At 60.5% G+C, this 13358-nt stretch carries 13 protein-coding genes; 6 read left to right on the top strand and 7 right to left on the bottom strand.

The features are described from left to right. Positions 1-66: 66 nt before the first annotated feature. Entirely contained in the window at positions 67-912 is an 846-nt protein-coding gene (locus GGD40_RS31575; protein WP_179746274.1) for a DMT family transporter, read from the bottom strand. Between the two features lie 116 nt (positions 913-1028). Between GGD40_RS31575 and gcvA the strand changes: the two genes are divergently transcribed. After that, positions 1029-1931 (top strand): transcriptional regulator GcvA, encoded by a 903-nt coding sequence (gcvA, locus tag GGD40_RS31570; protein WP_179710304.1) that lies wholly within the window; start codon positions 1029-1031, stop codon positions 1929-1931. Positions 1932-1974: 43 nt separating this feature from the next. Here the strand turns inward: gcvA and GGD40_RS31565 are convergent, their stop codons facing one another. Genes GGD40_RS31565 through GGD40_RS31560 form a run of 3 tightly spaced genes read right to left on the bottom strand, consistent with a single transcriptional unit; the run spans position 1975 to position 5728 of the window. Continuing rightward, the gene (locus GGD40_RS31565; protein WP_257030637.1) at positions 1975-3303 is read right to left on the bottom strand and encodes an anaerobic sulfatase maturase; all 1329 of its coding nucleotides are present in this window, start codon (positions 3301-3303) and stop codon (positions 1975-1977) included. An 8-nt stretch (positions 3304-3311) separates the two neighbouring features. After that, positions 3312-4109, bottom strand: a complete 798-nt coding sequence (locus GGD40_RS36710) for a hypothetical protein (protein ID WP_218901364.1) — start codon at positions 4107-4109, stop codon at positions 3312-3314. After that, positions 4091-5728 (bottom strand): arylsulfatase, encoded by a 1638-nt coding sequence (locus GGD40_RS31560; protein WP_218901362.1) that lies wholly within the window; start codon positions 5726-5728, stop codon positions 4091-4093. The genes GGD40_RS36710 and GGD40_RS31560 overlap by 19 nt, the downstream gene beginning before the upstream one ends. Positions 5729-6022: 294 nt before the next feature. On the opposite strand from GGD40_RS31560, the gene GGD40_RS31555 reads away from it, so the two are divergent. From GGD40_RS31555 to GGD40_RS31535, 5 genes are all read left to right on the top strand, one after another. Continuing rightward, positions 6023-6895, top strand: a complete 873-nt coding sequence (locus GGD40_RS31555) for a PhzF family phenazine biosynthesis protein (protein WP_179746273.1) — start codon at positions 6023-6025, stop codon at positions 6893-6895. 67 nt (positions 6896-6962) lie between these two features. Further along, the gene (locus GGD40_RS31550) at positions 6963-7475 is read left to right on the top strand and encodes a GNAT family N-acetyltransferase (RefSeq protein ID WP_179710318.1); all 513 of its coding nucleotides are present in this window, start codon (positions 6963-6965) and stop codon (positions 7473-7475) included. A gap of 57 nt (positions 7476-7532) precedes the next feature. Continuing rightward, positions 7533-7949, top strand: a complete 417-nt coding sequence (locus GGD40_RS31545) for a RidA family protein (protein ID WP_179746272.1) — start codon at positions 7533-7535, stop codon at positions 7947-7949. A gap of 118 nt (positions 7950-8067) precedes the next feature. Further along, a complete protein-coding gene (locus GGD40_RS31540) occupies positions 8068-8544 on the top strand; it encodes a VOC family protein (protein WP_179746271.1) in 477 nt (158 codons plus the stop codon). Positions 8545-8749: 205 nt separating this feature from the next. Beyond that, a complete protein-coding gene (locus tag GGD40_RS31535) occupies positions 8750-9475 on the top strand; it encodes a DeoR/GlpR family DNA-binding transcription regulator (RefSeq protein ID WP_035555470.1) in 726 nt (241 codons plus the stop codon). 59 nt (positions 9476-9534) lie between these two features. Here GGD40_RS31535 and GGD40_RS31530 read toward each other — a convergent pair whose 3' ends face one another. From GGD40_RS31530 to GGD40_RS31520, 3 genes are all read right to left on the bottom strand, one after another. Then, complete coding sequence (locus tag GGD40_RS31530) at positions 9535-10593, bottom strand: ABC transporter permease (RefSeq protein WP_179746270.1); 1059 nt, start codon at positions 10591-10593, stop codon at positions 9535-9537. A gap of 31 nt (positions 10594-10624) precedes the next feature. Then, positions 10625-12175 carry a sugar ABC transporter ATP-binding protein gene (locus tag GGD40_RS31525; protein ID WP_179746269.1) on the bottom strand — a complete coding sequence of 517 codons (1551 nt, stop codon included), beginning with the start codon at positions 12173-12175 and terminating at the stop codon, positions 10625-10627. A gap of 93 nt (positions 12176-12268) precedes the next feature. Continuing rightward, on the bottom strand, positions 12269-13273 hold the full coding sequence (locus GGD40_RS31520; protein WP_035555464.1) for an autoinducer 2 ABC transporter substrate-binding protein: 1005 nt from the start codon (positions 13271-13273) through the stop codon (positions 12269-12271). Between the last annotated feature and the right edge of the window lie 85 nt (positions 13274-13358).

Below are 13358 nucleotides of genomic sequence, written 5' to 3'. Positions count from 1 at the left end.
CTCAATCGGCCCAGGCGTTGTTATCAAGCACCGCGCCGGCGAACACTTCTGGCGCTTCAGGCGTTGTCAGAGTCCCAGACACACCGCCCCGGCCGCGACAACCACACACGCGAGCCAGCGCTTTGCGCTGACCGTCTCCCGCAAAAACAGTCGACCGATCAGCACCGCGAAGACCACGCTGGTTTCGCGCAATGCCGATACCGCGCCCATCGCACCCGACTGCAGCGCCCAGATCACGATGCCGTACGCCGCGATCGACACGACGCCACCCACCAGCGACGAGCTCGCCACCCAAGGCTCCGCCCTCAGCGGCGCCCACAACGCCGCGCGCCCACGCATCGCGACGAACAGCAGCGGCATCAGCCAATAGAACAGAAACATCCACGCGGTGTAGGCGAGTGCCTGGCCGTCGGACAGGCGCACGCCAATACCGTCGATCACGGTATAGACAGCAATGGTCGCGCCGGTCGTCAATGCGGCCAGCACACCAGCGCGCGAAACGCGACTCCCGTCCAGCGCAATCGCGACGATGCCGCCCGATATCATCACAATCCCCAGCACACGCAAGGGGCCGATCGCTTCATGCGCGAACAGCGCCGCGCCGAGCGTGACGAGCAGCGGCGACGAACCGCGCGCAATCGGATAGGCCAGCGCGAGATCGTTGCTGCGATACGAGCGCACGAGGGTGACGTTGTAAAAGGTATGCACGAGGCCCGATGCGACGATGTATGGCCACGCCGCGCTGGCCGGCCGCGGCGTGACGAACACCACCGCGAGCGTGGCGACCGTCGCGATCGCGATACTCATCCACGTCATGGAAAGGAAGCGGTCGCGATTGCCGTGCAGCATCGCGTTCCAGCTCGCGTGGAGCACGGCGGCAAAGAGGACGAAGCCGCCGGTATAACTCAGCATGCGGAATTCGGGCCACAAAAGAAGGGATCAATTCAATGGAGTAAATAGAATATCTATCTTGTGACCCGCGAACAACTCAGATAAATTTTCAATTCGCGTTAGATAAACTACTCCGAATGAAACGGCTATTGCCTCCGCTCAATGCACTGCGCGCTTTCGAAGCCGCGGGCCGGCTCGGCAGCTTCAAGGACGCCGCTGCCGAATTGCACGTCACGCACGGCGCGGTCAGCCAGCAGGTGCGCCTGCTCGAGGAATGGCTTGGCGCATTGCTGTTTGAACGGCACAACCGGCGCGTGGCGCTGACACCGGCGGCCAGAGCCTACCTGGCGGAAATCGGTCCGCTGTTCGAGCACATCTCGCAAGCCACCGCGAAATACGGTCTGCCTCAACCGGTTTCGCGGACCCTCTCCGTGAACGCGCCCGCCACCTTCACGTTGCGGTGGCTGGTGCCGCGACTGGCCACATTCCGCGCCGCGCATCCCGGTGTGGACGTCAACGTAGAAACGTCGAACGAACCGGTGGAAAGTCTGCCGGGGAGTTATGAGGTCATCATCCGGGGTGGTCCGGATACTTTCTACGGCTATTCGATGCGGCCATTCCTGGCCGAAGAGCGGATCCCGGTCTGCAGTCCGGCGTTGTTGCAGCGACTGCCGCTGCCAACACCCGAAGACATCCGGCAGCACACGTTGCTGCATACGTCGAGTCTGCCGCGGCTTTGGCCGGACTGGCTGGCGAGGGCAGAGATTGCCGCACTCACCCCGGCTGCGGCGCTGACCTTCGACCACTTCTATCTGACGTTGCAAGCCGCCGTCGACGGAATCGGTATCGCGATGGGACCGACCGCGCTGATCGCCGACGATCTCGCGGCCGGCCGGCTTGTCACACCGTTCGCCGGTCCTCGACTCGCGTCGCGGAGCTATTGCACGTACGTGCCGGATGAGAAGTCGGCCGATGAACTGGTCGCGCTGTTTCGCGCATGGCTCGAATGCGAGGGTGAGCGTGCGGACTTGCGAGAATAGGCCGAGGGATTCGCGGGTTTAATGGGCCGTCCAGATAGCCACGCTAAGCGCGGGAGGTGTTCCCCACAACGGAATCGCCAACCACCATCAGCGTCGCCTTCACGATGTCACTGGCAGGCCGATCGCTGCGAATCAGGTCCGCCAGCACGCGCAGATAAGGCGCGACGTGCGAGAAAAAACGGTAATACCCTGCGCAGAGAAAATTCAGTCCCGCTTCGCCGTCGCGCGTCACGGCAAAACGATGCTTCGGGCAGCCGCCCCAGCAGCCGCGCAACATGCTGCATTGTCGGCATTGCTGCGGCAACGTCGTGAGTTTGTCTTCGCCGAATTGGGTTTGCTGCGGTGAATCCAGCATGCTGGACAGCGACGCCTCGGAGAGATTGCCCAGGCGATATTCCGGATAAACGAAATGATCGCAGGCATAGACGTCGCCATTGTGTTCGACCACGACCGCGTTGCCGCAGGTCGGCTGATGGTGGCACGCGGCGCCGGGTTCGCCCATGTAATTGGCCAGCGCCCATTCGAAGTTCATCACATAGCATTGGCCGACGTCGCGACGCACCCATACGTCGAAAATCGCATTCAGAAAGTTGCCGTAGTCCTCAGGCAAGACGGACCAGTCTGTGAGGCGCTCAGCCGTGTCCGGTCGCGCCTTCAGCAACACCTTCCCGCCGGGACCCTGCAGCGTGAGTCCAATCGCTTCGCTGGCCGGATCCGCGCGCCGTTCGACCACCGGAATGAACTGCACATATTCCACGCCCAGCGAGCGCAGGAATTCGTAGACCCGTAGCGGCTCTCGCGAACTGCGTCGATTGACGCAGGCCAGCACGTTGAAACGAGCGCCATGTTTCCTGAGCCGTTCCAGCGCACTCACCACCAGCGCGTGACTCGGCTTGCCGCCCTTCGTGATCCGGTACTCGTCGTGAATGTCCGCGGGACCGTCGATCGATAGTCCGATCAGAAAGTCCTCATCGGCGAAGAACTGGCACCACGTATCGTCCAGCAGCAGTCCGTTGGTCTGGAAACTATTGGTGATGGTGCGGCCGGCGCCAAAGTGCTTTTGCAGCGCTATGGCGCGTTTGTAGAAGTCGATCCCGAGCAAGGTGGGCTCGCCGCCTTGCCACGTGAACGCTACCTCATGGCCGGGCGGCTGCGACGCGATGTAGTTGCGCACGTAGTCGCTGAGCACGTCGTCACTCATGCGACGCTTGCGCTCGCTCGGATAAAGCGCCTCTTTCTCGAGGTAGAAGCAGTACTCGCAATCGAGATTGCAATCGGAGCCGCTTGGCTTCGACATGGCGTGAAAGCTCTGCTTCGCGGCGTCGGAAAAGGCGGACGATGCGTGTGTGTCTGCTGCGTGCGAGTCGATCATGGCGGGTTCTATTCGCGCGACAGGGCTGCTTCGGCCGCCTTGCGCTCGACTTCCTTCTGCATCGAAGCCGACGCCGCGTCGTGCGGCTTGAGATCGATCGTGACGGTGTCGATCTTGCCGGTAAAGGTAAATGGCACGTCGTAGCTGAGATTCACCGGCGTGCCCGTGTCTTCGCCGATATCGAGTGTCTCTACGCTCATGGTGAAGCGCACCGCCACGGTGTGTTCGATACGTCCTTGCGCGACCTGTTTGCCATCCACCGTCAAGGTTCCCAAGCCGCCTTTACCAATCCCGCCGCCGTCATAGTTGAAATCGAAGACGATCGTATGCGACCCCGGCGTCAGCGCCTCAGCGCCCTCGATGTTGTAATGCGCCGCGTTGGCAAAGTTGTAGTGGAAGACCGGTTTGCCTTCGTCGAGGTACAGCGCCCAGCCGTCGAACAGGCCGCCGAGCGTCACGATCATGCCTTGCGCGCCCTCCTTCGGAATCTCCACTTTGGCGGTGATGCTCCACGAACGGTTCTTCATGTCCGGCGCAACCCCTTCGGGAATGCGTTTGGTGCCCGCATAGTAGGTGTAGGACGTGCGGCCCGCCGTCAGACTCGGACGGTTCGACGGATTGAGGCGCATCACGCGGTCGTTATCGAGCGGCAGCACGTTGTATTTGCGCGCTTCGCTGTAGAAGAGCTTCTGCATCTGCTTCAGTTTCGCGGGATCGCTCGCCGCGAGATCGTGCGCTTCGCTGAAGTCCTTGTCGACGTCGTACAGCTCCCATTTATAACCGTCGATCACGTCGACATTCGGCACCTCGGTCGCCCACGGCGGCGCGATCGGCGTGGTCGCCGCGATCCAGCCGTCGTGATAGATCGCGCGATTGCCGAACAGCTCGAAATACTGCGTGCGACGTGTTGAAGGCGCGTTCGGCTGATCGAACGTATGGCCATGCTGACGCCTTCGATCGGCCGTTGTTTGACACCATTGACTTCGACCGGCTGCGGCACGTGAGAAACATCCAGCACGGTGGGCAGAATATCGATCACGTGATGCCACTGCGAGCGAATCTGCCCATCTTCCTTGATATGCGCCGGCCACGAAATAACCATGCCGTTACGCGTCCCGCCGAAGTGACTCGCAATCTGCTTGGTCCATTGGAACGGCGTGTCGAGCGCGTGCGCCCAGCCAACCGGGAAATGGTTATAGGTTTTCCAGGTGCCGAGATCGTCGATCTTCGGCAGCATTTGCGCGGTGGTCGGCACGACACCGTTCATCGCGCCTTCGAGGTTGGTCGAACCACCCACGCCGCCTTCCCCACTCGCCCCGTTGTCGCCCACGATGTAGATCACCAGCGTATTGTCCGACAGCCCCATGTCGTCGATCGCCTTGATCACGCGGCCCACGTTGTAGTCCGTCTGTTCCAGATAGCCCGCATAGATTTCCATCATGCGGGAATAGAGCTTCCGGTCGTCCGCGGACAGACTGTCCCATGCTGGAATGCCGGGCGAACGCTTCGTCAGATCGGTATCTTGCGGCACGATACCGAGTTGCTTCTGACGTGCGAGCGTCTGCTCACGTAACACGTCCCATCCCTGATCGAATTTGCCACGGTACATGTCCACCCACTCCTTGCGCGGATGATGCGGCGCGTGCGTGGCGCCCGGCGCGTAGTAGATGAAGAACGGTTTGTCCGGCGCCATCGAATGCTGGGTCTGGACGTACTTGATAGCCTGATCGGCGAGGTCGTAGTCGAGGTTGTAGTCGGGTTTGCCGACATACGGTTCAATCGGTGTGGTGTTGTCGAAGAGGAGCGGGCGCCACTGGTTCATGTCGCCGCCAATGAAGCCGTAGAACTTCTCGAAGCCGAGGCCCGTCGGCCAACGGTCGAAGGGCCCCGCCTGGCTCGTTTCCCAATCGGGCACGTTGTGATCCTTGCCGAACCAGGCCGTATTCCAGCCGTTCTGCCGGAGGATTTCGCCGATCCCTGCCGTATCGCGGCCTACCAGCGAGTCGTAGCCCGGGTAGCCCGTCGCCATTTCCATGATCTGGCCGGTGTGGACCGAATGATGGTTGCGACCGGATAGCAGCGCAGCGCGTGTCGGCGAACACATGGCCGTGGTGTGGAATTCGTTGTAGCGCAAACCATGCTGCGCGAGCTGTTCGAGCGTGGGCGTATCGACTGGGCCGCCGAACGTGCTGGCCGCGCCGAAGCCTACGTCGTCGAGCAGGACCAGCAGGATATTCGGGGCACCGGCCGGCGCGGTGGTCTGGCGCGGAAAGTCGACCTTGGAGTCTTTGGCGCGCAGTTCGATTTTGCCCTTGAAGGGCTGAGCCGGCGGTGGCAGGACGTTTTGTGCCTGGATGACCGATGCACCACCCGCCAGGCTGGTCGTGACAAAAGTGCGGACCGCTATACTCAAAACCATCTTCATGGTTCCCTCTCGAGTTGCATGTCTCAACTGGCGGCTCAAGCCTGCAAGCCGACTTCGCTACTGTTGTGCCGACGTCATTAATACATGTTCTGTGTCGATCTGTCTCACAGGCCGGGAAAAATAATCGGCTTGACAGTCGTCCATTTATAGAATTCAACATTACGGAATGTCAGCAAACGCAGTTGCCCGCGATCAGTACTCGCGCGACTGCGTCAGAACGTCGACAATCTGAGCCTTCCCCAAACCCCGGCGCCGGTTCTCTTGGCCGCCGCGCTTGCATTTCCTGGAGAACTTATGCGAATTGACGTGCACTTCGTCAACTCCTTGACCGATAACGAAGCAGGCGGCAACCCTGCCGGCGTGGTGACCGAAGGCGATGCGCTGAATGACACTCAGAAGCTTGAGGTGGCACGGCAGGTCGGATTGTCCGAAACCGCTTTCGTCTCGAGGTCGGAGATAGCCACAATCAAGCTGGAGTTCTTCACGCCGACACGCCAGATTGCGCATTGCGGACACGCAACCATTGCTACGTTCTCTCTCCTCCGCCAACTTGGAAAGGTGGCTGATGGATGGCTAACGAAAGAGACCGTCGATGGTTGCCGCAGCGTTCTGGTTGAAGGCGGCGAGGTACTTATGGAGCAGCGCTCGCCTACGTATAGCGAAATCGATGGAAAATCCGCTCTCGTCACGAGAATCGCGCAGTCGATAGGAACGCTGCCGGCGGATTTCCATGTCATGCCCACCGTGGTCAGCACCGGCAACCGGTTCCTCATCATCGCATTGCCCGACGAACGCTGTGTCGCCGAAGCACGCCCGGATTTTCCGGCCATCAAGGCAATCAGCGATGAACTCGACCTGATCGGTTATTACCTTTACTGCACCTCGACAAAAGTCGCGGGACGTCACGCGGGAACACGCATGTTTGCCCCAAGATTCGGCATTAACGAAGAGTCGGCGACCGGCACGGCCGCAGGACCGTTAGCGTGTTTTCTGCACGACCGGATGGGAATCGAAGATCGGCACATAACCATAGAACAGGGACGATTGATGCAACCCGCGTCGCCGAGCGTCATCAACGTGAACCTTGAAATTTCCGACTGCGGAATTTCGCGGTTGATGGCGGGAGGTAAGGCGGTGGTGCCGAGTTCCAAGCACGTGGAAATTTGACCAGCCGTCAGATTTCCGCACGCGCCAATTCCGCGCGGCCCGGCCAACTCCCCCGAAAAGAACAAAGATGATAGCGACGCATTCAATAAGAGCGGCCGAGCCGGCCGACGCAGCACGTATCGCGGTACTTGGCGCGCAGGTGTGGGTGCATACCTACGCAGCGGGTGGCGTGTCCGAAATCATCGCGCGCTATGTCCTGACGACATTCACGCCAGAGAAAGTTCTCGCGCTAATGAACGACCCACAAGTCGTTCTGTTAATCGCCGAGGCAGAAGGCAATCTCGCCGGCTATATCGTCATGCGCTTAGGTTCTCCCCATGCCGATGTTTCCACCGAGATCGAAACGCTCTACATCCAGGACTCTTTCGCGGGCTGTGGTATCGGGTCCGCATTGCTGGCTCAAGCCAGAGGCATTGCCATGGAGAGAACCGGCAATCGAGCCATCTGGCTGATGGTCAACTCACACAATGAGAAGGCCATTTCTTTTTACCATTCCCGCGGGATGCTGCAGCACGGCGTAACGTACTTTGAGCTTGGCGGCGTCAAACACGAGAACAAAGTGATGGTCGCCCGAGACTAACGAACCGAAATTCGAAACACTGCAAGTCACCGCCTCAACCCGGCAACGGAAAACCCCATGACAGACCGCGAATTGATCATCCCTCCGACGATGCAACTCATTGTCGAGCGTGCAGGCTATGTCCCCGCCGTGAAAGTCGGCGCCACCGTTTTCTGCGCCGGCCAGGTCGGTCGCACGGCGGATCTCGACGTCATTGCCGATCCCGAGGCGCAATTCATGGCCTGCTGGGAGAACCTGCGCGTAGTACTGCAAGCGGCCGGTTGTACGTTCGAGGACGTTGTCGACATGACGACGTACCACGTGCAAATGAGCACGCATATGCCTGTATTCCGCGAGGTCAAGAATCGCGTGTTCCCACGAGGCACCTACGCATGGACCGCCATCGGCGTATCGGAACTCGCCGGTGCGGGCTTGCTGGTCGAGATAAAGTGCGTCGCGATCAAGCGGGACCCGGCGGGACTCGGCTTTCCGTAAATCAGGAACTCGACAACCGGGATCGTGTCAGCAAGAGTGCCAACTGTCTCGACAATGTGGACTCTTGGCGCTTGCTTCGAAACCAGTCGATAGTGCGAGTTTCTACAAGGAGAGTGCAATGGCCGAGCTAGTAACATGCTTGTGGTTCGATCAAGGCAGAGCACGTGAGGCCGCGGAGTTTTACGCCGCGACCTTCCCCGATAGTCATGTCGATGCAGGCCATCCCTCCCCGATACCGGGAGTGGGCCAAGGCCCGGATCTGACGGTCGAGTTCACCGTGCTCGGGCGGCGCTTCGTGGGGCTGAACGGCGGCCCCAACTACAAGCCGAACGAGGCGATCAGTTTCATGGTTGAGACCGATACCCAGGAAGAAACCGACCGCTATTGGAACGCCATTGTCGGCAATGGCGGAGCGGAAGCGCCTTGCGGATGGTGCAAAGACCGCTGGGGCTTTTCGTGGCAGATCACGCCCAGGCGCTTGCTCGAACTCGTCACCGGGTCCGATCGCGAAGCCGGAAAGCGTGCGATGGAATCCATGATGACCATGAAAAAAATCGACATCGCCGCAATAGAACGCGCAGCCGCAGCAAAATAAGCGTCACGTCGTTTTACCGAACCGTCATCGTCAATCGGCCCATTCCGGCCGTTTGGCGTTGAAGGTTTATTCATTCAGAATCGCCCTGCATTTAACAGTCGGGAATCCGATAATCGCCCTCGCCGCGACCCACACACCTTGTTATAATTCTCCCATCAAACCGTACAAAACATAACGACCTCCCACATCGCGCGACAGGACCTCCATGCTGAAACCCGATCGCCTCCGCGCCCTCGCCGAAGCGCTGGCCAAGCAGAACGTCATGCGCTTGCGCGACGCCGCAAGCCTGCTGAACGTCTCGGAGATGACTGTCCGCCGCGACATCGCCGGCAGTCCCGAACGATTCACCTATCTCGGCGGTTACATCGTCAGCGCGACGGATGTGCCGAATAACGCCGGCTATTCGCTCGAAGAAGAGAAAGATCATTTCGCGCAGGCCAAAGCGGAAGCGTCTGCCGTGGCGGCAGGTCTGATTGGCGATAACGAAACGTTGTTTATCGATTGCGGTACAACGCTCACCACCTTGGCCCGGCTGATTCCCATTGAACGCCACGTGACCGTGGTGTGTTATTCGCTGAACGTCGCGGAGATTTTGCGGCGCAAACCGAATGTGCGAATGATCCTGCTAGGCGGCGTCTACATTCCCTCTTCGGATTCATTCGCAGGCGAAGAAAGTCTGGAAATGCTGCGCCGCATGGGCATCAACAAGGCGTTTATTTCGGCGGGCGGCGTAGACACCGCGCGCGGCGTCACCTGCTGGAATTTCCATGAAGTCGCGCTCAAACAGGCCGCGATGGCGAGCGCCGTGGAGCGTCATCTGGTGGTGGACAAGAGCAAGTTCGGCGTCGTCAAGGCCGTGCGTTTCTCGCAGGTCGACGACTTCGATTCGATCATCACCGAAGCCGGTCAAACGCCGCGCAAGCGTAAATAAACCGGCTTGCCGCACAGCGCAACGCGTCGCGCGGCAAGCCGCGCTCAACACCGCCACATTCAATTCTTCCGCTGAAACGCGAACAGCGTGCCGGCAATCAGAATGAACGCGCCGATAATCACCTTCTGCCAGGTACTCGGCACGCCCACCAGAATCAGCACGTTGTTGATCAACGTCACGAGCACCACGCCGAGCAGCGTGCCCGCCACCGTCCCCGTGCCGCCGGTAATGCGCGCGCCGCCCAGAATCACCGCGGCAATCACATCGAGTTCCGAGCCCACCAGATCGAACGGATTCGCGAGCCGGTTGTTCGATACGTGCAGAATGCCCGCAATGCCGGCCAGCAAGCCGGTATAGCCGAACACGAACAGATGGATCGCGCGCAGGTTGTAGCCGAGCCGCTCGGCAATCGCCAGGCTGCCGCCCATCGCGTAAACGCCGCGTCCCATCATCGTCCGGTTCAGCAGCCACCACGTCACGAGTGCGGCCGCCACCAGCGCCACGACTGACACGGGCAACACGGCGCGCAAACCATCCGCCGTTTGGAAAGACACCAGCGGAATGCGGCCGAAGCGATCCATGCTGTGCGGAATGTTCATGAAGAACGACGTGCCGATGAACGTCAGCAACAGCCCGCGATACAGGTACTGCGTGCCGATCGTGACGATCAGCGAAGGCGCTTTCAACCGATGCACCAGCAAGCCGTTGATCACGCCCAGCATGACACCGCCAATCGCGCCGGTCATCAGGATCAGCGCAAACGGCGCGTCGGGCCACCACGCGAACACCGCTTTCGTGATGCCGTACATGGTCAGTGCGGCGATGGCGGTGAACGACACGTCGATCCCGCCGGACGCGAGCACGACCAGCGTGCCCAGCGCAAACAGCGATGTCGTGGTAGCCGAATGCAGCAGATCGAACAGCGTGGCCAGTTGAAAGAAGCGCGGATTGATCGCGCCGACGATCACGCACGTCACCACGATCAGCCCGACGGTGAACCACTCGGGATTACGCGCGAGTTTGGCTCGCAAGCTCGGCGGCTTGACCTCCGGTGCGACTTCGACGACGGTCGGTGTGGTCATGGTCTGGTTCATGCGCGAATGGATGCGCGAGTTCATGAGTAGGACGTCCTTTCTGCAGCTTGTGTGCTTATGCCGCTTCCGACAGCAGCGCGTGGTACAGGTCGGCTTCGCTCAACGTATCGGCCTGATATTCGTTCGCCACGCGGCCCTTCTTCATCATCAGGATGCGGTCGCAGTTCTGCAGCAGTTCGGGCAAGTCGTCGCTGATCAGAATAATGCCGATCCCGCGTTGCGACAAACGCTGCATGATGCGATAGATGATGTCTTTCGACCCGACGTCGACACCGACCGTCGGCCCATGCAGGATCAGCACGCGTGGATCGATGGCGAGCCAGCGGCCGATCAGCACCCGCTGCTGGTTGCCGCCCGACAGCGACTGCACGGGTTTGTCGACACCGGGTGTCGATATCTGCAAATCCTTCACCGTCTGTTCCGCGAGCGCCATCGCGCGTGCTCGGTCGATCTGACCAAAGCGGTCGCGCAAGCTGGAGATCATTGCGGTGATCACGTTGTCGCGGATCGGCTTGTCGAGAAATAGCCCTTCATTCAGGCGGTCTTCCGGCACATAGCCGATGCGATGATCTTTCGCGTCCGACGGCGTGCGCAACGTGATGTTCTTACCGTCGAGCACCACCTGCCCCGTTTGCGCCGGCGCCACGCCCGCGAGTGCGCGCGCGAGTTCATTGCGCCCGGAGTCGAGCAGACCGGTCACGCCGAGAATTTCACCGGCATGCAGCGCGAACGAGACATCGTTGAACTGGCCGCTACGCGTAAGACCACGTACCTCCAGCACAACGTCCTGCCCTACCGCACCCTCGCGATAACGCTCGGTGGATAAATGGCGGCCCGTCATCAGTTCGCTGATCTGCGCCTTGGTGAATTGCGCGATCGGCCCTTGCGCCATGGTTTGCCCGTCGCGCAGCACGATCACTTCACCGCCGATCGCATAGCACTCGTCGAGCTTGTGACTCACGAACAGCACCGTCACGTCCTGTGCGCGCAGATTGGCGAGCACCGCGATCAGGTTGTCGACTTCCTTTTGCGTCAGCGACGTAGTCGGCTCGTCCATGATGACGAACTTCGCCTCGCTGGCAATTGCGCGAGCGATCGCCACGAGTTGCCGCGTGGCAAGCGGCAGTTGTTCGATGAGCGTCGCCTGGAACCCGGCGTCGCCAGGCAGGCCGACCGATTCGAGCGCACGCGCTGCCGTGCGCGCGAGCGCGCGGCGGTCGAACGTGCGAGCGAGCTTGCCTGCGTGCCCGGCCAGTTCGGCGGTCAGCGCGACGTTTTCCGCCACGCTCATATTGGGCAGTAGCGAGAGATCCTGATAGACGGTTTCGATACCGGCCGCGAGCGATTCGAGCGCCGAGAGCCGCGCATGACGCACGCCCTCGATCACGAGTTCGCCTTCGTCAGGCGGCTGCGCGCCGGAGATGATCTTGATGAGCGTGCTCTTGCCGCAGCCGTTTTCACCAAGCAGGTGATAGATCTGGCCACGCTCGAACGACAGGCTCACACCGCGCAAAGCATGCACGCCGGTAAAACGCTTGTGTACGCCGACCACTTGCAGAAACGGCTGCGTTGCGTCGGAACTAGCTGAAGATACGTCTTGATTCATGGTGCGATTCATCGTGACGTGAAACTGTGGCGGCGTCCCCGCAAGAAGTCCTTTGGGGACGCCGTGACCGACAAAGCAAACTACGCAACGCGATCAGAACGGATACTGCTTGTAGTTCGACTTGTCGACGTTCACCCAGCCTTGGCCGCGCACGATAATGCCCTTACCCGGCCCTTTCGCGACGGTCACCTTCGTGTAGCCCGGAATACCGAGGTCGGCGCCGTTCTCGACCGTCTTGCCGTCGATCAGCATCTGCGCGATCTTGTTCATTGCAATGCCCGCCAGTTTCGGGTCCCAGAACGCAATGCCGTTGATCGCACCGCTTTCGAGGAACTTGCCCGCTTCCGTCGGCAGGCCCGTGCCGTACACGCAGATCTTGCCCTGCATGCCGGCTTCCTCAACCGCGCGGCCAATGCCGATCACGTCGAGCGACGACGAACCCTGGAAGCCCTTCAGATCCGGATGCTTGCGCAGCACTTCTTTCGCGACTTCATAGGCGCGCTCGCCGTCGTTATTGGTTTCGAGCTTCGGCTCGACCAGATCCATCTTCGGATACTTGGCCTTCGCGTTGCCGATCCCGCCGTCGGCCCACTGCACCTGCGAACGGCTGCCGAGCGAGCCGACCAGCACGGCCCACTTGCCGTCGTCGTGCATGCATGAAGCGAGCCGTTCGTTCAGGCCTGCGCCATACGCGGTGTTGTCGAACGCTTCGATGTCGACCATCGTGTTCTTTTCGTTGTCGGCCTCATGCGTCACCACCTTGATGCCGCGATCCATCGCTTTCTTCAGCGCCGGTTCGAGCGTGGGTGGATCGTAGGGCACCACGGCGATGGCCGTGACCTTCTTCGCGATCAGGTCTTCGATGATCTTGAGTTGCTGTGCCGCATCCGCGCGTCCCGGACCGGTCTGATACGCGGTCACGCCCGGATTGTCTTTAGCGAATTGCTTGACGCCGTCGTCCATCCGGTTGAACCAGTTGATCCCGGTCACCTTCACGACGGTAACGATCGTCTCATTGGTCGCCGCATGCGCCGCCGCGATCACGCCTACCGCAAGCGCGCCGGCTGTCAACGCGGCGCTCAGTCGAGTCAGTTTCATGCCAAGTCTCCTTTATTCGTTCGATGTCGCCCACTTAATCATGACGGACAGCCAGGGCTCGTTGTCCGCTGTGTACTGAAACTCT

It is taken from the genome of Paraburkholderia bryophila (assembly GCF_013409255.1).
Classification (GTDB): Bacteria; Pseudomonadota; Gammaproteobacteria; order Burkholderiales; family Burkholderiaceae; genus Paraburkholderia.
The sequence above is the reverse complement of the archived record's forward strand: the minus strand, read 5'-3'. Positions and strand labels throughout refer to the sequence as shown.

Bases quoted from the DNA above. Each gene is read 5' to 3' on its own strand.
- GGD40_RS31530 (WP_179746270.1), bottom strand. From the start codon at position 10,593: ATGAACTCGCGCATCCATTCGCGCATGAACCAGACCATGACCACACCG.
- gcvA (WP_179710304.1), top strand. From the start codon at position 1,029: ATGAAACGGCTATTGCCTCCGCTCAATGCACTGCGCGCTTTCGAAGCC.
- GGD40_RS31525 (WP_179746269.1), bottom strand. From the start codon at position 12,175: ATGAATCAAGACGTATCTTCAGCTAGTTCCGACGCAACGCAGCCGTTT.
- GGD40_RS31545 (WP_179746272.1), top strand. From the start codon at position 7,533: ATGACAGACCGCGAATTGATCATCCCTCCGACGATGCAACTCATTGTC.
- GGD40_RS31520 (WP_035555464.1), bottom strand. From the start codon at position 13,273: ATGAAACTGACTCGACTGAGCGCCGCGTTGACAGCCGGCGCGCTTGCG.
- GGD40_RS31560 (WP_218901362.1), bottom strand. From the start codon at position 5,728: ATGAAGATGGTTTTGAGTATAGCGGTCCGCACTTTTGTCACGACCAGC.
- GGD40_RS31565 (WP_257030637.1), bottom strand. From the start codon at position 3,303: ATGATCGACTCGCACGCAGCAGACACACACGCATCGTCCGCCTTTTCC.
- GGD40_RS31575 (WP_179746274.1), bottom strand. From the start codon at position 912: ATGCTGAGTTATACCGGCGGCTTCGTCCTCTTTGCCGCCGTGCTCCAC.
- GGD40_RS31540 (WP_179746271.1), top strand. From the start codon at position 8,068: ATGGCCGAGCTAGTAACATGCTTGTGGTTCGATCAAGGCAGAGCACGT.
- GGD40_RS31555 (WP_179746273.1), top strand. From the start codon at position 6,023: ATGCGAATTGACGTGCACTTCGTCAACTCCTTGACCGATAACGAAGCA.
- GGD40_RS31535 (WP_035555470.1), top strand. From the start codon at position 8,750: ATGCTGAAACCCGATCGCCTCCGCGCCCTCGCCGAAGCGCTGGCCAAG.
- GGD40_RS31550 (WP_179710318.1), top strand. From the start codon at position 6,963: ATGATAGCGACGCATTCAATAAGAGCGGCCGAGCCGGCCGACGCAGCA.